This is a genomic window from Candidatus Binatus sp. (genome assembly GCF_030646925.1).
Classification (GTDB): Bacteria; Desulfobacterota; Binatia; order Binatales; family Binataceae; genus Binatus.
Map to the genome: position 1 here is coordinate 23,799 of NZ_JAUSKL010000031.1, position 15,422 is coordinate 39,220.

General features: G+C 59.3%; 19 protein-coding genes and 1 tRNA gene. 18 read left to right on the forward strand and 2 right to left on the reverse strand.

The window, feature by feature from the left end; genetic code table 11:
• Positions 1 to 107 precede the first annotated feature (107 nt).
• Positions 108 to 197, forward strand: a tRNA-Ser gene (locus Q7S58_RS05075).
• A 453-nt stretch (positions 198 to 650) separates the two neighbouring features.
• On the opposite strand, the gene Q7S58_RS22065 is transcribed toward Q7S58_RS05075, so the two are convergent.
• Entirely contained in the window at positions 651 to 1,415 is a 765-nt protein-coding gene (locus Q7S58_RS22065; RefSeq protein WP_370655457.1) for a helix-turn-helix domain-containing protein, read from the reverse strand.
• 86 nt (positions 1,416 to 1,501) lie between these two features.
• Between Q7S58_RS22065 and Q7S58_RS22070 the strand changes: the two genes are divergently transcribed.
• From Q7S58_RS22070 to Q7S58_RS05090, 4 genes are all read left to right on the forward strand, one after another.
• Positions 1,502 to 1,795, forward strand: coding sequence for a helix-turn-helix domain-containing protein (locus tag Q7S58_RS22070; RefSeq protein WP_370655458.1), 294 nt, complete (start codon positions 1,502 to 1,504; stop codon positions 1,793 to 1,795).
• Positions 1,792 to 4,005, forward strand: coding sequence for a DDE-type integrase/transposase/recombinase (locus Q7S58_RS05080; RefSeq protein WP_304821498.1), 2,214 nt, complete (start codon positions 1,792 to 1,794; stop codon positions 4,003 to 4,005). Before Q7S58_RS22070 ends, Q7S58_RS05080 begins: the two co-directional genes overlap by 4 nt.
• A 113-nt stretch (positions 4,006 to 4,118) precedes the next feature.
• Entirely contained in the window at positions 4,119 to 4,859 is a 741-nt protein-coding gene (locus Q7S58_RS05085) for an AAA family ATPase (protein WP_304821500.1), read from the forward strand.
• On the forward strand, positions 4,856 to 5,413 hold the full coding sequence (locus Q7S58_RS05090; RefSeq protein WP_304821502.1) for a hypothetical protein: 558 nt from the start codon (positions 4,856 to 4,858) through the stop codon (positions 5,411 to 5,413). Before Q7S58_RS05085 ends, Q7S58_RS05090 begins: the two co-directional genes overlap by 4 nt.
• 160 nt (positions 5,414 to 5,573) lie before the next feature.
• On the opposite strand, the gene Q7S58_RS05095 is transcribed toward Q7S58_RS05090, so the two are convergent.
• Positions 5,574 to 5,960 carry a hypothetical protein gene (locus Q7S58_RS05095; protein WP_304821504.1) on the reverse strand — a complete coding sequence of 129 codons (387 nt, stop codon included), beginning with the start codon at positions 5,958 to 5,960 and terminating at the stop codon, positions 5,574 to 5,576.
• Between the two features lie 251 nt (positions 5,961 to 6,211).
• Between Q7S58_RS05095 and Q7S58_RS05100 the strand changes: the two genes are divergently transcribed.
• The 13 genes from Q7S58_RS05100 to Q7S58_RS05160 all read left to right on the forward strand — a co-directional run.
• On the forward strand, positions 6,212 to 6,517 hold the full coding sequence (locus tag Q7S58_RS05100) for a hypothetical protein (RefSeq protein ID WP_304821506.1): 306 nt from the start codon (positions 6,212 to 6,214) through the stop codon (positions 6,515 to 6,517).
• Between the two features lie 38 nt (positions 6,518 to 6,555).
• Positions 6,556 to 7,245 carry a hypothetical protein gene (locus tag Q7S58_RS05105; RefSeq protein WP_304821508.1) on the forward strand — a complete coding sequence of 230 codons (690 nt, stop codon included), beginning with the start codon at positions 6,556 to 6,558 and terminating at the stop codon, positions 7,243 to 7,245.
• A gap of 77 nt (positions 7,246 to 7,322) precedes the next feature.
• A complete protein-coding gene (locus Q7S58_RS05110) occupies positions 7,323 to 7,571 on the forward strand; it encodes a hypothetical protein (protein WP_304821510.1) in 249 nt (82 codons plus the stop codon).
• A gap of 38 nt (positions 7,572 to 7,609) precedes the next feature.
• A complete protein-coding gene (locus Q7S58_RS05115; protein WP_304821512.1) occupies positions 7,610 to 8,041 on the forward strand; it encodes a hypothetical protein in 432 nt (143 codons plus the stop codon).
• A 5-nt stretch (positions 8,042 to 8,046) separates the two neighbouring features.
• The gene (locus Q7S58_RS05120) at positions 8,047 to 8,649 is read left to right on the forward strand and encodes a hypothetical protein (protein WP_304821514.1); all 603 of its coding nucleotides are present in this window, start codon (positions 8,047 to 8,049) and stop codon (positions 8,647 to 8,649) included.
• A 123-nt stretch (positions 8,650 to 8,772) separates the two neighbouring features.
• Positions 8,773 to 9,306, forward strand: a complete 534-nt coding sequence (locus Q7S58_RS05125; RefSeq protein ID WP_304821516.1) for a hypothetical protein — start codon at positions 8,773 to 8,775, stop codon at positions 9,304 to 9,306.
• A 594-nt stretch (positions 9,307 to 9,900) separates the two neighbouring features.
• The gene (locus tag Q7S58_RS05130) at positions 9,901 to 12,054 is read left to right on the forward strand and encodes a phage tail tape measure protein (protein WP_304821518.1); all 2,154 of its coding nucleotides are present in this window, start codon (positions 9,901 to 9,903) and stop codon (positions 12,052 to 12,054) included.
• Positions 12,054 to 12,536 carry a regulatory protein GemA gene (locus Q7S58_RS05135; protein WP_304821520.1) on the forward strand — a complete coding sequence of 161 codons (483 nt, stop codon included), beginning with the start codon at positions 12,054 to 12,056 and terminating at the stop codon, positions 12,534 to 12,536. Before Q7S58_RS05130 ends, Q7S58_RS05135 begins: the two co-directional genes overlap by 1 nt.
• Positions 12,526 to 12,894, forward strand: coding sequence for a hypothetical protein (locus Q7S58_RS05140; protein WP_304821522.1), 369 nt, complete (start codon positions 12,526 to 12,528; stop codon positions 12,892 to 12,894). The genes Q7S58_RS05135 and Q7S58_RS05140 overlap by 11 nt, the downstream gene beginning before the upstream one ends.
• Positions 12,891 to 13,091, forward strand: coding sequence for a hypothetical protein (locus tag Q7S58_RS05145; RefSeq protein WP_304821524.1), 201 nt, complete (start codon positions 12,891 to 12,893; stop codon positions 13,089 to 13,091). Before Q7S58_RS05140 ends, Q7S58_RS05145 begins: the two co-directional genes overlap by 4 nt.
• The gene (locus Q7S58_RS05150; RefSeq protein WP_304821526.1) at positions 13,092 to 14,099 is read left to right on the forward strand and encodes a phage late control D family protein; all 1,008 of its coding nucleotides are present in this window, start codon (positions 13,092 to 13,094) and stop codon (positions 14,097 to 14,099) included.
• Between the two features lie 11 nt (positions 14,100 to 14,110).
• Positions 14,111 to 15,097 (forward strand): hypothetical protein, encoded by a 987-nt coding sequence (locus Q7S58_RS05155; RefSeq protein ID WP_304821528.1) that lies wholly within the window; start codon positions 14,111 to 14,113, stop codon positions 15,095 to 15,097.
• 77 nt (positions 15,098 to 15,174) lie between these two features.
• The coding region (locus Q7S58_RS05160; protein ID WP_304821530.1) for a hypothetical protein at positions 15,175 to 15,422 on the forward strand (248 nt) is incomplete at its 3' end.

Genomic DNA, 15,422 nt, shown 5'->3' on the forward strand with positions numbered 1-15,422 from the left:
CCCGCATCAAGCGCGGCGAAGCGCACCGTGTTGATTCGGCCTACGCCCGTCCCGGCAATCGCACTGGCTTGACTGTATAAGCGCAAACATCAATGCTCGTCGATCGCGGAGAGGTTCGGGAGTTTGGTTTAACCGGCCTGACTCGAAATCAGGTGAGCCTCACGGCTCCGGGGGTTCGAATCCCTCCCTCTCCGCCACCGAGTCCTTCTCCCCTTACGGTTTGGCCACAAGGTATCGAAATCTGCGCTTCTGCGGCTGTGAAATCAGGGATGGTTCGATCACAGTGGCAATTCAGGCGGGATCACCCGGAACTGTGTGGGATTGCGTGGGATGGCGACAATTTTCGTAAGCCCCGCGCGGGTTTCTTCGGGCTCCAGGGCAATTGTGACGACCCTTTGAAGCACGTTTGAAAGAGCCTTGAAGTTGGACCTAAAAACGGGCAACGCGGGAACTGACCGACGCGGCTACGCGCGCTTTGTGGCGCAACCGCTCGCTGAATCGTTGAAGTTAGACAGAGTGCGATCGAACCAAACCTAACTTTCTGCGAGCGTCCAACTTCGGCGAAAAGCTAATAATATCAGTAGTTAAATGATTGTTACGACGTATCGAAGGTGTCCAACTTCGCTTTTGAAGTTGGACACGTCACGCTGCTAGACCTTTGTGATTCGCAGCACCACTCTTCCAGCAACCGAGTTCTTCTCATATCCGTCAGCAACCTCAGTCGCGGTGGGGTACGCTGTATTATCACATCTAATGACCCCCCGGCGATTGCTTCGCCACTCGACCCGACGCGGCACTAGCCGTTCTGTTGTGAAGTCCCGCGCGAACTTCTTCATCATCTCCTTGGAACCAAACAGCCTCACCGCGTAAATTCCATTGGGCGGAGTCGTCTCCCTGGAGACCTCATCCAGGCTGCATAGCAATAGATCGCCTGGTAGCAACGTTGGATGCATCGAATCGTCCTGGACCTGAACGATTTGTGATCGCACCAATTTGCGCGGTCCTTCGGCTAGGTCTTCTGAGGTAACGATCCATTCGGGACCGAAGGTTTCTCGCAGCCATCCCCTCTCAAAAGCGACGGGCACTGGCGCCCTGATAGAGTTAGGTGCGAGGTATCCAGGGAGTTCGCCCAAGTTCCTGGGACCCTCACCCGCGATCAGCCAAGAGAGGCTGACGTTCGTGGCCTTCGCGAAGGCTGCGAGGTTAGCAAGACTCGGTTCGCGACCTCCGAACCATTTATAGAGCGTAGCTCGCGATGCGCCAATTTTTTTAGCTATGTCGGCGACATTTCGACCCAGCATTACTTGGTTTAAACGCTCCACGAAAGAGCGAGGGTGGACCAGGGCTTGCCCTCGCCTGACGGCTAAGCGTTTGTCGGATACATGCGGATCAGGTTGTTTCAGTGATTTTTTCATGAGCTAGGCGCTACTGGAATCGGTCTGTCAATCAAAGGCGACAGGTATTGACTTGTTGTAAACTCTGTGCGACAAATTGGGACGCCATGAGTCTCCGCGCATCTTCTCCGACCGCTGCCTATAACGCAAGTCCGCCCGCCGATTGGCAGCGCGAATACATCATCGCGGAACTGCATAGACGCGGAATCAGTCTCAGGCAACTTTCTTTCCGAAACGGCTATCGACGCAACACCGTCCGCGAAGCTTTGGATCGAGTATACCCCAAGGCTCAATCGATCATCGCGGCCGCGTTGGGTGTTAAGCCGAACGAAATTTGGCCTTCACGCTATCAGCGAAAACGTCGGCTGTTGCGTGGTCCGGTTTTGCGAGGGCAGCAATGAGGCCGATTGCGGCGAGAGACCTTGCCCGTCTGCCGAGCCTTTCGAGGCATCCGCGATCTATAAAACGCCTCGCAAAGCGCAATGGATGGAGCGATCTCGGCCGCTTCGGAATTGGCGGTGCATATTACTACGATCTCGATAATCCCGCTGCGCTGAAGGCTCTACCGGCCGAAGCGTGGAAGGAAATCAAAAATCAGAGCAAGTCCGATTCAATTCAATCGAAGCCAAATATCACGCCCGCGATCACGCCGGCGCCGGAGAGCCTCGCAGGACAATCGCGCCAGAGGCAGAGAGCGAAAGACGTACCGGCGTTCGCCGAAACCGAAAACGGCAAGGCGCGCATCGAAGGCAAGCTCACTGTTCTAGCCGAATGGGATGTTTTTCCTCTCGTAGTAGGAGTGAGCGAGCGGAAGCGGCTCGGGAAGTTCTGCGAGTCTTGCAATAACGGCACGATCGATGTTGCCGATGCGCTGAGGGAGCTTCGGATGGAGAAGCTATTGGCGCATCGCCTCAACACTTGGCTGAAAATTCGCCGCGAGCGTGGAATCGCAGCGCTCGCGGGCAAGTATGGGAACCGCGCCGACGACGGCCTGATCGATCGCAACCCTGACCTCAAAAAAACAATCAGGGAACTTCGTGGCCAGCGGCACGGAATGTCGATCGCGGAGATCAAGCGCGTCATCAAACTGAATTGGAACGGCGCGGGCCAGCCGCCTTCCTATGATCAAATCCTGCGCTTCGTCGCCAAAGATGAGGAGCGGCGCGAACGGGAACTCGCGGTCGTCTATGCACCGGACCTCTATAAGAAGAAATTCGCGGCGATGGTTGGACGTGCGAGCGCGCATCTCACGCGTCCGCTTCAGGTCGTTCAGATCGATTGCACGAAAGCTTCGATCTTCTGCTCCGACGGGCGCCGATATTGGATCGTCGTCGCGATCGATGTTTTCACGCGGCGCGTTCTCTGCGTTGTAACGACCGCGCCGAGCGCCGCCGCGACTCTCAGCTTACTATTTCGCGTCGTCAAAGAATGGGGCGGCATCCCTGAGGAGATTCGTGGCGATCACGGCTCCGAGTTCATGAACGCTGAAGTCCAGCGAGCGATCATGGAAATGGGCAGTACCTATTCCGCGCCGCTTCCCTATACCCCGGAAGGAAAAGGCGTGGTCGAACGCGTCATCTGGACGATCGAGCATGTTTTGATTCCGAGTCTGCCGGGCTTTGGTGGGCACAGTCCGAAAGAGGCGGCGGAGGTGCGCGACCGCACGTCGTTCGCCAATCGGCGCGGAAAAGGGACCGAGAAGATTTTCGATTGCAAACTAACGCCGCACGATTTGCAAGCTGAGTTAGATCGATTCTGCCGTGATATCTATGGCAATCGCCCGCACGCCGCACTTGCCGGCGGCTCGCCAAATCAAAGAGCGGCGGAGTACTCCGGCGAACTTCGCAAAGCGGACCTGGCGGCGCTTCGCTATGTGCTGGCGCCCTCTCCGAAGGGCGGCGATCTGCGGAAGGTTGGCAGAACCGCGATCAGGATCGAGAGACACGACTACTGGGCGTTGGCGCTCGGCGAGCACGTAAACGAGCGCGTTCGCGTGCGGTTTAATCCGGGCGATTCGGGCCGCATCCATGTGTACGCGATCAATCCGCCAGCTTTCATCTGCCACGCCGAATGCCCCGAGCTCACCGGCGCTTCACGACACGCGCTCGCGCTCGAAGTGAATCAGGAGCGGAAGCAGAGAGAAAAGGAGATACGCGCCAAGGCGAAGAGAGAGTCGCGCCAATTCGACGCCGCAGAGTTTATCGAAAGAGCGCGTGCACGCGAAGCTGCGCGTGCGCCGCATTATGAGAGCGCCGCTACCCTCGTGCCGTTCAGCACACCAGCGCTGGACGCGGCCGCCGACGCCGCCAAAGCCGATACGCGCAAAGAGACTCGCGCGGAAGCGAACGCGCGGCGCACCGCCGAGAAGGCGCAGCGGCTAGACGAGATCGCGCGCGGCGCCGAAATTATCAGGCAGATGACGGAGCAAGAGGAACGGCCCTCGACGCTCCTGAGCGACGACCAGCTTTATGTAAAAGCACGCGCACTCGAAGCGATGCCCGAGTCGGAGGTTCCGGAAACGGACTTGGTTTGGCTTAAGGGCTTCCAGAAGATGTTCGAGTACCTCTCCCGCCTTGAAGATGAATTGAAATCCGCTGGTGCGGGAAAATGACTACAGCCTGCGCCGCTGGTTATCGCGAAAACGAATGGCCCGCGATGCGATCGCAGGCCATTCACGGACCGTCCGGCGCGAACCGGACGCGGACAGTACAAGGAAACAGCATCATGAAGAATCGGATCGCGATGGTCAACAACCTAAAGATGCTCGCCGCCGCCGTCGATGCGTTGTGCACGTCCGATCCGGGCATGCCGGTGATGGCCATCGCCTCGGGCGGCGCCGGGAGCGGAAAAACGCAGGCAGTCGCGTGGGCAGCGGTCAAGCACAACGCGGTCTATGTGCGCGCGATCGCAACCGACACTCCTACTTCGCTGTGCAGTTCGATCATGCGGGAGCTGGGCTCGGCGCCGTTTCGGACCGCCGCGCCGATGATCAACTTCATCGCGAAAACGATGTCGGAACTGAACCGGCCGCTCTTCATCGACGAGGCCGACTACGTCGTCGAAAATCCGCGCCTCTGCGATTCGATGCGCGACCTTCACGACATTTCGTCCATGCCAGTCTTGATGATCGGCATGGCGAGCTTCCGGCAGCGCGTCGCGCATCGCGAACAGTTAGCGAGCCGAGTCAGTCAGTGGATCGAGTTTCGGCCGGCTGATTTGAAGGACGCGCGCACTCTTGCCGATATGTGTTGCGAGGTGCGCGTGAGCGACGATTTGCTCGCGGCGCTACATCGATCGAGCGGCGGTTCGATGCGCCGGCTGAGCGTCGGCCTCAGCCGAATCGAGCGGTTCGCGCGAAAACACAATTTGTCAAAAGTGAGCTTGCCGGAATGGAGCGGCGGATCGTTTACGTTCTCGGAACCATCGCGAGGGTCGCGGACGATGGACTTGGAGAACGCGCTATGAGAGGCCGGCGGAAGGCATCAGAATCTCGAGGCGAGTTCGTACGCGATCGGATCGCGCGCGAGATTAACTCGCGCGGCGAGTTCACGCTGCTCGAAATTGCCGGCGCGGCCGGCGCTTCGCGTGACAACGTCCAGGCGTGCTTTTCTGCGCTGATCGCGAGAGGCCATGTGCGCATGATTCGAGCGCACGTTCCGGCACGCGGTCATCACGGCGTTGCGCGTTACAAGGCGCTTCGCGAGATCGCGCTGCCATCGGCGAAGCCGAATGCGCGCGATCTAATCTGGCGCGCGATGCGCATCCTGCGCTCGTTCACCATTTCCGATCTCGCAGCGACTTCCGACGCGAGCATTGCAAACGTCTGGAAGTACCTGGGCGCGTTGGTGGCGGCCGGATATGCGCGCAAGCGGCGCGAGGCGGATTCTAACCGCGGATTCGCAGGTCAGGCGGTTTTCACTTTGGCGCGCGACACCGGACCTCTCGCACCGAAACGCGCGGCTGACGGCTCGATTTACGATCCGAATCTAAAAGAGGAGCTTGCGAAAAATGAGCATTGAAACGACTAAGTCGCATTCGAACGCCGGATATCAAGCTCCCGAATCACTTTCGGAGTTTCTCAATCAGCTCGATCGCAGCCTCGCAAGACTGGGCCTGTTGATCGCCGCGTACGAGGAGCACTCGGCCGCATTTCTTACGACCAGGCAAGCGGAGCGGCACTTACACTTCGCGGTTCGGACGGCCGATCGCCGCTTCGCCTTCGTCCGGGAAGGGCACGCTCGCGCGTACCGGCTCCTGGGCGATGAACTCAACACTCTCGGGCTCCTGATAGGCGAAGCGCGAACTGCGGTTATCGAGAAGGTAGAACTCGGTGGGGCTAAACCGGCGTGGAGTGATTTTCCTGCCGAGCTCTATGTTGTAACCGCGCTCGCATACCTCGACGAAATTAACGATCTGCTGATGCCAGTTTCCCGCTGCGCGGAGGAAGTTCCTCCGCTTCCAGAACTCAAGCTGGCATTCGCGGAAGCGCACCTGCTGGCCGCGCTTTTGAAAAATCCGACGCTGAATCTCGATGACGAAGGCGAGCAGGGATCGCAGCGATCGCAAAGGTCAAAAATCAATCGCTGATGACGACTCAAGCCGCAATCGGAAATAGACGACGAATGAACCGAACCGCTAAAGCCGAATCTTTTGCACTGCCCGAGGAAAGTCCGATGGCCCGCAACAAGACCGAAAAACCGCCCAAAGAAGTGAAGTTGAAGGCGCCTGTAAACAGCAAGGTGAGCGCCGCTCTGTACGATCTGCTCCGATCGTTCGAAGCTGAACTCGCGAGCCGAGAGCACCTGAAGGCGAAAATCTTGAGCGCGGTCGCCTTTACGTACGTTCGTGCCGACCTCGAAGAAACCGCGCTGAAGTCCATCAAGATGGCGGCCAAACTTATCCGAACGCACCTGGACAACTTTGAGGAAACGGAATTTGCGCGAGATGTAACATCGCTCGTGAATGACCTGGAGATTCTGGCCGACCCCGAGCGTTTTCCCGATCTTACGGCAATGATTCTTCGAAGGCGTTTTCCCGAACTCACGGCAATACTGCTTCAGGGATACAAAAAATCTCAGCCGACGCGGTCGAACGCGCGGCCGGCACTGCGATTGGTGAAGTGAGAATGCAAAACAACGAGTCAATTTCGACGGAGAAGAAGATGGCTGAACAGGATGTCGCGGACGATCGGAAGGTGTTGGTCAAGGCAGCGGCGGTGGAACTGGAAGCCGCTCTCGACCGGATCATCGTGGATCCGCGCCGATGGGTGAGCCTGGTCGTCGCGCGAGTATGTGAGCGCGAGATCCCGACAGACGACGGCGCGAGGCAGCTAGCCCACGCGATTCGAGATCTGAACAGAAGCGCGGCGCCGTTGATCGAAAGTCTGGACATGACCGGATTGCGCAAGCTGCTAACCGAGTTCGAGCGCCGCGTCGATCAGATGCTCGCGCCGCCGAGGGCGCCGCAGATGGCCGACTACGTTGAGGCCTTGCGCCAAAAGCGATGGTCGGGTGGTGAAATAGATGGGTTACAGCATTTTCTCGATCGCAACGGCTTTAAGAACATCCGCGCATCGTCGGTCGAATTGAGCTCCGGCCGCAAAATCACGCGCGATGAGGTTCGACGCACGCTCGGTCCGGCACACATGTCCGTCGAAGATTGGATGAACAGTCCGCAGATGCGCACGGCGATCGAGCACGAGAAGCTCGCGATCGAGGAAGAACGTAATCACGAGCTGATGGTGCAACGCTCGAATGAGCAGGCGGCGCGCGAAAACAAAACGCTCGACGAACGCCGGCAGCGCGCGCGCGGTGGCAATTCCGCGCAAGTCGAAACCAAAGTCGAAGAGTGAGCGCGTCAGATAAAATTCAAGTCGGCGGAGTGTTTATTCCACTTCGCCAGACGGGCGCGAACGAGGAGAAGGCAAACATGAGTTTACTCGACGCCGACCGCAAGATTCGTACTTCGATGGCAAACGGTGAAGCGCGCGGCGGGCTCAGCCTGTCACACGCGCGCTCGTCGAGTAGCCCAGGCGTCGAGCCCAGTTACGCCGGCAGAGCGAGGCTGGCGCCGCACGAGCTCGCGGTCTGCTCGATGCTGACGGGAGTGTCGCCGGAAGCTTTTGCAGCGCAACGCGGCAAGCGTCTCAATCTCGGCGTGCTGAGCCAGCGCGACTAAAGAGACCGACTGACGATCGTAATCGAGCGGAGGGAACGATGAGCACGAATCTTACAGAAGCGGACCGCAAAATGTGCGCGTCGATGGGAATCGACGAGCGCACTTTTCTTGCGCAGAAGCGAGGCGGGCTCAGTCTGTCGCACGCGCCGTCTCATTCGACGAGCGCGCGATCGCAGCGAACGGCGGTATCGTCGAGCGGCTCGGCTGGTCTGATGCGAGCGCATGACGAAGTCGATCGCGCGCATGACGTTCTGTCCAGCCAGCAAAAAGGTTCCTACTCAAGTTGGGCGAAGGTGCCTATTCAGGAGCACGTCGCGGCCGCGATCGCGGGGCTGAAGGCATTCGATCCGTCCGCAAAGGACGGGTACGACACGCTCCTGGTTGGCGTCATGCACGCGATGCGCGCGCTCGAACTGTCAGCGCCGGCGTACGCGGATACGAAGCCGCTGCCCGGAGAAAAAGTCGAGTAGTCGATATGAGCGACTTCAAAGTGACTCTCGTCGGCGGGAAGGGAATCGCCGCGAAGATCGCGAGCTTCAGCGCCGACATGCGCAAAGAGATCGCCCGCGATGTGCATGCTGCTCAAATTCTTCTGCAGCGCACGGCGACGCGAATCCTGAAGCAGAGGACCGCCGGCCGGGGCACTGGACGGCTCCGCGCGTTCATCATCGAAGATATTGTCGAGCGCGAGCACGAAGTCACAGGGCGGGTCGGCTCGCCTGAAAAGTACGCCGAGATTCAGGAGCGCGGCGGCGATATTCACGCGAAGAACGCCGCCAATCTGACGATTCCCCTGGAAGCGTTTATGACCGGCCGCCACGTCGCGCGCGGCAGCGCGCACGACCTGATCGGGACGCCGGGCAAATATGGCTACACCGGCACGTTTTTCAAGAGCGGCATTCTGTTCGGCACTCAGGGCAAAGGCAAAAACGAAAAGAGCGTTCCGCTGTTTCTGTTGCGGCCGAGCGTGAACATTCCGGGGCGGCCGTACATGGAACCCGCGCTGGCTGAAGTCACGCCGATCGCAGAGCGCAATATTGCGACCGGGCTGGAACGCCTGCTGATGAAGCGGCGCTGATGAGAATTGAAATTCAAAAAGACTTGGCCGGGTGCGCGTTAGGGATTGGCGCGCATGGGTTCGGCGCCGGGAGCGCGTGTTGTTAGTTGCACGCGCTCCTGGTCCGGCCAGGAAACCTAGCCGATGATCAAGCCTACCGATCGAATCGAATTGCGGCTGGCGGCGATCGAGTACCTGCTGATCGATTGGGCGGAGCAGCAAAAGCTCGCCGATCCTGTTTGCTTCCAGTGCGGCAAGGCACCGCTGGGTGCTTTTTTTCTGAATGCGGTTCAGCGATATGACGGAGCCAACATCCTTGGTGTGACGTTCCTCCATCCGGCGTGCCTTGAGGATTTTCTGGCCGCCGACCTCGCCGGCAACTACCGGCGCGAGGAGGAAAACAGCGCGACGCCAGATGCACCAGCGGCAGGTTGTCCGTTCCTGTACTTCCCGGACGCAGCCTTTGCCTATCTGAAGGCCTTCGCAGAAGAGTCAGGCCTCGATGAGATTCGCTGCTGTTACTGTCAGGAGCCTCTCATCGGGCGCTATCGAATGATCATCGCGAGGGCCGCTGAAGCAAACCACGTCGAGGTGCGTTTGACCCACGACGGTTGCATGCCGGGTCCGTGCGCCGACGATCCGACCAACGAGATCGTTCAGGTGAGCTCACCGCAGTGAATCGGGGTTGTTTATCGGCTATGTCGGGCGTTTCACAAATGGCCGTCACTTGAGCGGAACCCCAGCGTGCACGCTTGGAGTGAGGTACGGGCGAGATGTTGTGCGGATGTGGTTGCGGGAAAGAGTTTGAACCAAGAAAGGGCGGCAGTCCTCAGAGGTTCAAATCTGGCCATCGGCTGGAGTTCTGGAACCGGGCGCGGCGCGAAGGCGCGAGCATCGCGATGAAGAGCACAAGGGCCAAATCTCGCATCACTCGAAGGCGACGAACCGGAGTGTTTGAGTTCCGCGAAATGATGACGCTGGTCCGCGTCGCTGCCCGCTCGGCCGCGATCGCGGTGATAAAGCACGAGCGATCGAGGAACGGCGATCTCGAATACGGGACGAGCGCAGAGCTGGGGATCCGGACGAGAATGTCAACTGGCTCGATGCGCAATCGAATCGCGGAAGGATATTTCGGTGAGGCCGAAGGCGTCGTGCGAGTTGGCGCCAAGGTTCTTGTGCACTGGCCGACATTCAAAGCAACGGTTCTGAGTGGTGATTGGTCTCCGAATCCGGAAGTGATCAGAAAAATCACGGCGCGAAGGCGGATGAAGCATGGCAACTGAGCTCAAATTAGCGGTTCTATTCACCGGCGTCGATCGAATCAGCGGCGTGATGGATACGATCGGCCGCAAGTTCGATTCGGTTGCCGAGCGCGCGACCAACCTGGGCGAGCGCATCGCGGGCATCGGCGAGCGGATGGCGCTCCAGTCCGCAATCATTTCCGAGGGCGCGAGCAAGTTGCAGGAGTGGGGCGCGGCGATCATCGAGCCGGCCGCCGGAATGGAACAAGCGATGGCGCGGGTAGGCGCGCGCTTCGATTTCAACGCCGGGCAGCTGGAGAACCTGAGAGGCGTCGCCGATAAATTCGCCGCCAGCCATCCTGAGGCGACGCCGGAAGCGTTCGTCGCCGCCTTCGCCCCGATGCAGGCGATGTATCACAACATCGGGAGCGCGACCGACGCGACGACGCGCGCCTTTGAGCTCGCGAAGGTCAGCGGCGCGGATATCGAAACCACAACAGGGATTCTGTCGTTGGCCTATAAGGTCATGGGCGTTGATGCGGGCAAGGCCGGCGACATGGTCGCAAAAACGCTCTCGCTGTACAGCGTCGATAAGCCCGAGCTGCTGATGCAAACGCTATCGCGCGTGGGAGGTGTCTTTAAGGCGACCAACACTTCGCTTGCCGAGGGCTTCTCGATCACCGGCCTGATCGGCGAAACGCTGAAAGGGCGCGGCGCGATGCAGTTCGGAGCGTCATTGACCGAGTTCGTTAACAAGTCGCTCGCCGGCGGCAGCCGCATCGATTTCAGTCAAGGCATCATGGGCGGACTCCAGCAGATGGCCACCATGATCGACGGCCTCCCCGAGATCGACAAGCTGCGCAAGCTCGGTGAGATCGGAGTCAGCAATCCGGGCGCGTGGCTTCAGGTGATCGAAAATCTCGGCGAGGTGTCGAGCAAGACGAAACTGATCACAGGCGCATCGGGCGATCTTCACAAGATGTATGGCAAGTCGATCGACAACCTGGTCGATAAGATGGCCATCTTCAAACATCAGGCGGCCGCGATGTTGGAGGAGATCGGCGGACCGGCCTTGCCTGCGATTACTAGCGCATTCAGGTTCTTCGGCGACGTCCTGGAGGGAGTCGGAAACTTCTTCAAGAAACACAGTACGACGGCGAAGATTCTGACGCTGTCGATCGCGGGGCTCGGTACGTTTCTCGGAGTCGCGAACACGCTGCTGATGGCGGGTTCGGCCGGCGCGGTCCTATTCGGCAACGGGTTGAAGCTGGCTGGTTTCGCGCTCGACTTCGAAGGCCATGCGATCCGTTTTCTCTATCTCAAGGATACGATAATGAAGGTCGTCGGCGCGGCTTCCAGCTTGGCAAGCAAGGCTGTGAGTCTCGGTGCATCGCTAGTCGAAACTCTGATGCCAGCGCTCTACTCGGCCGCGACGGCAATCTATAGCTTCGGCGCGGCGCTCAGTTTCGTGCAGATACTAAGCGGCATTGGCATCATCCTGGTGCTTGCGGCGGCCGCCTACGAACTCTACGAGAATTGGGCATCGGTCACGAAGCTATTTTCCGGCGTTTGGAGCCAGCTTGAAAGGGGCTTTTCAAGCGCCTTCGGATGGGTCAGTTCGCTCGGTGAAGTATTCGGCTCGATCGGCGCGACGATAAGCGGCGGCCTGTCTGCCGCGATCGATTGGATCGGTTCGGTGGGCGCCCGGTTCTATGACGCCGGCGCGAACCTGATGAAAATGCTCGGCGATGGAATCGCGAGCGCGATCATGTGGCCGGTTCACAAGATTGAAGAACTCGCCGGCAGAATCGGGCGTCTGATTATCGGACACTCGCCGCCGCCTGAAGGGCCGCTCAGCAAATTGGGACGCGGACCAAGCATCGTCGATACCTTCGCCGACTCAATGCAACCGGCGCCGGCGATGCGCGCGATCCATCGCATGGCCGCAGTTGCTGCGATCGCTATGCCGATGGCACTGAGTGCCGCGCCATCGTACGCAGCATTGCCGGCTCGAGGCGCGCCCGTCGCCGATTCGGGCATTTACGTGACGGTCAATCAGACAGTCAACATCGACGGCGAGGGCAAGTCGGCCGCCGATCTCCGCGCGGAATTGGAAAAGCACGCCGACTACCTGGTCGATATCATCCAGCGCAAGCTGGCGCGTAAGAATCGGCGCGAGTACTGATGGCAGGCGACCCGACAAGACGAATCGATCTGGCCAAGATTCACATCGCGGCCAAGCAGCTGCATCTCGATGAAGATGTGTATCGATCGATCGTGCGTCGAGTGAGCGCAAAGTTTCGCGGCACTCCGGTCGAATCTTCGGGCAAGCTCAACGCGCGCGAGCGCGCTGCGCTCATCAGCGAGTTAACGTCATTCGGTTTCAAAGTCGCACCGCCGCGGAAAAGAAATCCCAACTGGATTGAGACTCGCGATCTCCATCTTCGGAAGCTGTTGGCGCTGTGGGGCGAGCTGGCGCGCACCGGCGAAATGAAGGATTCGAGCAAAGCGGCGCTGCGCAGGTTCGTGAACCGCGCGACGGGCAAAGATGCGATTCAGTGGCTCTCGCCCGAAGAGTGCAACAAGGTCATCGAGATGCTGAAGGCGTGGCGAAAACGATTGGATGGTGCGGAAGCGGAGGCTGTGGTTTCGGACGATGCCCTATGACGCTGACGACGAACGGATCGTTTATCTTTCGCGCGAAAAGCTCGTGGCGCTGCTCGGCGAAGAAGAGACCGGAGCGGTACTCAAGAAGTATGGCGGGACGCGCGTTCGCGTGCCGCGCGAGGAAACGCCGGCGTTTGACGATATGGTATGCCTGATTGGCGAAGCCTCAACGCGGGCGCTATCCTCCGCGCACGCGGGATCGCGCATTCTGTTACCGCAGCGGCCGTCACAGACCCGCCCTCGAATCTTCGCTCTCCTGGCTCGTGGGCTTTCGACCAACGCGATCGCGCGCAAACTCAAATTGACCACGCGGCACGTGCAGCGAGTGATTTCAGAAGAGAGGAGGCGGCTACAATGATCGGCGCGATCGCATACTGGCTGCTGAAATGGTTCGTCACGTTCCTCGCGTTCGGATGCCTCTGTCTGACGATCCGCGACGCTCTGCGTTCGGGCAGCGGGCGCGTGAATTTTTTCAACGGCACGCTCGACGTGGCGGGCTCGATGTTCTCATTCGCGTTCTTCGCCGCGCTGGCTTTCGCGCTGTGGGTGGCTTGAATGGGCAGCCTGATCTCATTGCCGGTCCGGAGTCCGCGCTGGGATCTCAGCTATCGCGGCGTGTCGCTGACGGCCAAGGTCTCGGGGATGGTGATTTCGATCACCTACACCAGCGAAGTTGAAAAACTCTCGCCCGAGATGGAAGTCGAGTTCGAGGACCGCGACAAGCGATGGCAAGGGCCGTGGTTTCCCATTCGCGGCGACCTGGTCACTCTCAATATTGGATACGAGCACGAGAAGCTCGTGCCGTGCGGCGACTTCGAGGTTGACTCCGTGGAGCTCAAAGGCCCGCCCGACACCGTTCACATGAAGTGTCTAGCGGCCGGTATCAAGCCATCGCTCCGCACTGCCAACACGACGGCATATGAAAATCTGACGGTGACCGAGATCGCCGGCGCGATCGCGAAAAAGCATGGCTACACGCTCAAGGCGGAGCCCGAAACGATCAATCCGAAGATTGAGCGAATGACTCAGAAGAATCAGACCGACCTCGAGTTTCTCCGCGAGCTGGCAGAGGATCACAATTACAATTTCGCGGTGCGGCCGCCGCAGCTGATATTCACCTCGAAGACGCGCCTGGAAGCGCGGCCGTCAGTTGCGACGATCAAGCGGACCGAGGTGGAACGATTCAGGTTCGAAGCTAAAACGCATCAACTCTACAAATCTGCGCAGGTGACCTATCAGGACCCCGCTACCAAGAAGCTGATCTCGGCCGTCTTCAACGCTGATCGGCCGGTACCAACCGGCGATGTATTGAAGCTTCAGCAGCGCGCGGAGAACGGCCAGCAGGCCAAGCAGCTCGCGATCGCGGCGCTGCATCGCAACAACATGAATGAGACCACCGGCTCGCTCGCGATGCCCGGCAACGTGGCGATGGCTTCGGGCAACATCGTCGATATAAGCGGCTTCGGCCAGTTCGACAGCCGGTTTTTGATCACGACGGCGCGCCATCGCCTGGAGCGATCGAGCGGCTATACTACCGAGCTCGAAGTTCGCAGCGTCGAGTAGAGAGTTCTTTCGTGAGGACCAAACTTCCGCCGTTCGCTGACTCGGAGAAGAGCCAGCGTCGTCTCGGGGCGAAGCGTGCGATCTTGTCAGCGTGGGATTCATTTATCGAGGGAGCGGGAAAGAACCTGAGGAAGGATCTCGCGCTCGTCCGGTTCGAAGACCTTTGTAACACCGGCAAAATCGACGTTGCGTGGGCGCTGGAGGAACTCGGGCGGCCGGCGAATGCGATCACTATAAAGAGGTGGCTGAAACAGAGAAGCGACAATGGCGACTTAACTCCTGACGCATACGGCAATCGCGCTGGGCAAGGAGTGATCAACAGTAACCCGAAGCTCAGAGATGCGATAATCGCCCTACACGCAGAGCAGCCGTACCTTAGCCCGAAAGGGACAATGGCGTTGCTCCGCGAACGCCTTCGGGAGAGCGCGCCGGCGCGCTGGCCAAGTCAACATCAACTCAGACGGTTCATTGCGCAGATTCGTGAAAAAACGGGAAGCAATCGAGCGGAGCCGCGCCCGGCAAGCATTGATGAGACCACCAGTCCAAGCCAAGATCGGTTCAGGCAGATTGCTGAAGAAATTGTTGTGTGGGGAAACTCCACGATCGCGGGTCGCGGCGAGAGGGATATGCGCTCGCTCATTGCACAGACGCTCGTGCGACTGCCAATCGAAGCCTACGAGGATCTGGTTGAGCAGCGAAACGTGATGTTCGTCGCGTTGGGTTCGGGCCAGCTCGGTGAGGCATTTCAGTGGTTCACGGCGGCCACGGAGGAAGATAAAGTCCAGGACGTGGTATTGCTGTCAGCAGAGATTTGCAAGGGCTCTGTCGCGCGCGCGATGAATGTGATCGCTCACGAATGCGCGCACGTCTTCCTGAACCACGCCGCCGCCGCCTCGACCGCTTTACTGTCAGGTGGCGACGGCGAGAAGGAAGCGGACGAATTGGCTGTGCAGTGGGGCTTCGGACCGTCGTATGGTCCGTCTGCGCTCAAGCGATGAATGGCGTTCAAACCCTCTCCAAACGTCCCATCGAGCCTCGCCGGATTAGTCGTTCTAATAGCCGGAGCGCGAGCGGCATGAATACCGGCCGGCGCAGCGCTGCCGAGAAACTTCCAGAAAAAGCATCGGAAAAGTGTGATCGAACCAGATCGAAAAATGCGATCGAACCAGATCTCACTCTACAGCGGCCAATTTCGCGCAGCTCGTGGCAGCGGAGATTGCGGCAAATCGTCGATTCCGCCAATTTGCCGTCCATCGTCTCTGCCGCGATCAGATTCGGTGCCAGGACGAAAAATCTTGTGGAGGTCCCCTGGTTCGTAGTGGC

Bases quoted from the DNA above. Each gene is read 5' to 3' on its own strand.
- Q7S58_RS22070 (WP_370655458.1), top strand. From the start codon at position 1,502: ATGAGTCTCCGCGCATCTTCTCCGACCGCTGCCTATAACGCAAGTCCG.
- Q7S58_RS22065 (WP_370655457.1), bottom strand. From the start codon at position 1,415: ATGAAAAAATCACTGAAACAACCTGATCCGCATGTATCCGACAAACGC.
- Q7S58_RS05105 (WP_304821508.1), top strand. From the start codon at position 6,556: ATGGCTGAACAGGATGTCGCGGACGATCGGAAGGTGTTGGTCAAGGCA.
- Q7S58_RS05110 (WP_304821510.1), top strand. From the start codon at position 7,323: ATGAGTTTACTCGACGCCGACCGCAAGATTCGTACTTCGATGGCAAAC.
- Q7S58_RS05145 (WP_304821524.1), top strand. From the start codon at position 12,891: ATGATCGGCGCGATCGCATACTGGCTGCTGAAATGGTTCGTCACGTTC.
- Q7S58_RS05080 (WP_304821498.1), top strand. From the start codon at position 1,792: ATGAGGCCGATTGCGGCGAGAGACCTTGCCCGTCTGCCGAGCCTTTCG.
- Q7S58_RS05150 (WP_304821526.1), top strand. From the start codon at position 13,092: ATGGGCAGCCTGATCTCATTGCCGGTCCGGAGTCCGCGCTGGGATCTC.
- Q7S58_RS05130 (WP_304821518.1), top strand. From the start codon at position 9,901: ATGGCAACTGAGCTCAAATTAGCGGTTCTATTCACCGGCGTCGATCGA.
- Q7S58_RS05120 (WP_304821514.1), top strand. From the start codon at position 8,047: ATGAGCGACTTCAAAGTGACTCTCGTCGGCGGGAAGGGAATCGCCGCG.
- Q7S58_RS05085 (WP_304821500.1), top strand. From the start codon at position 4,119: ATGAAGAATCGGATCGCGATGGTCAACAACCTAAAGATGCTCGCCGCC.
- Q7S58_RS05115 (WP_304821512.1), top strand. From the start codon at position 7,610: ATGAGCACGAATCTTACAGAAGCGGACCGCAAAATGTGCGCGTCGATG.
- Q7S58_RS05125 (WP_304821516.1), top strand. From the start codon at position 8,773: ATGATCAAGCCTACCGATCGAATCGAATTGCGGCTGGCGGCGATCGAG.
- Q7S58_RS05090 (WP_304821502.1), top strand. From the start codon at position 4,856: ATGAGAGGCCGGCGGAAGGCATCAGAATCTCGAGGCGAGTTCGTACGC.
- Q7S58_RS05140 (WP_304821522.1), top strand. From the start codon at position 12,526: ATGCCCTATGACGCTGACGACGAACGGATCGTTTATCTTTCGCGCGAA.
- Q7S58_RS05135 (WP_304821520.1), top strand. From the start codon at position 12,054: ATGGCAGGCGACCCGACAAGACGAATCGATCTGGCCAAGATTCACATC.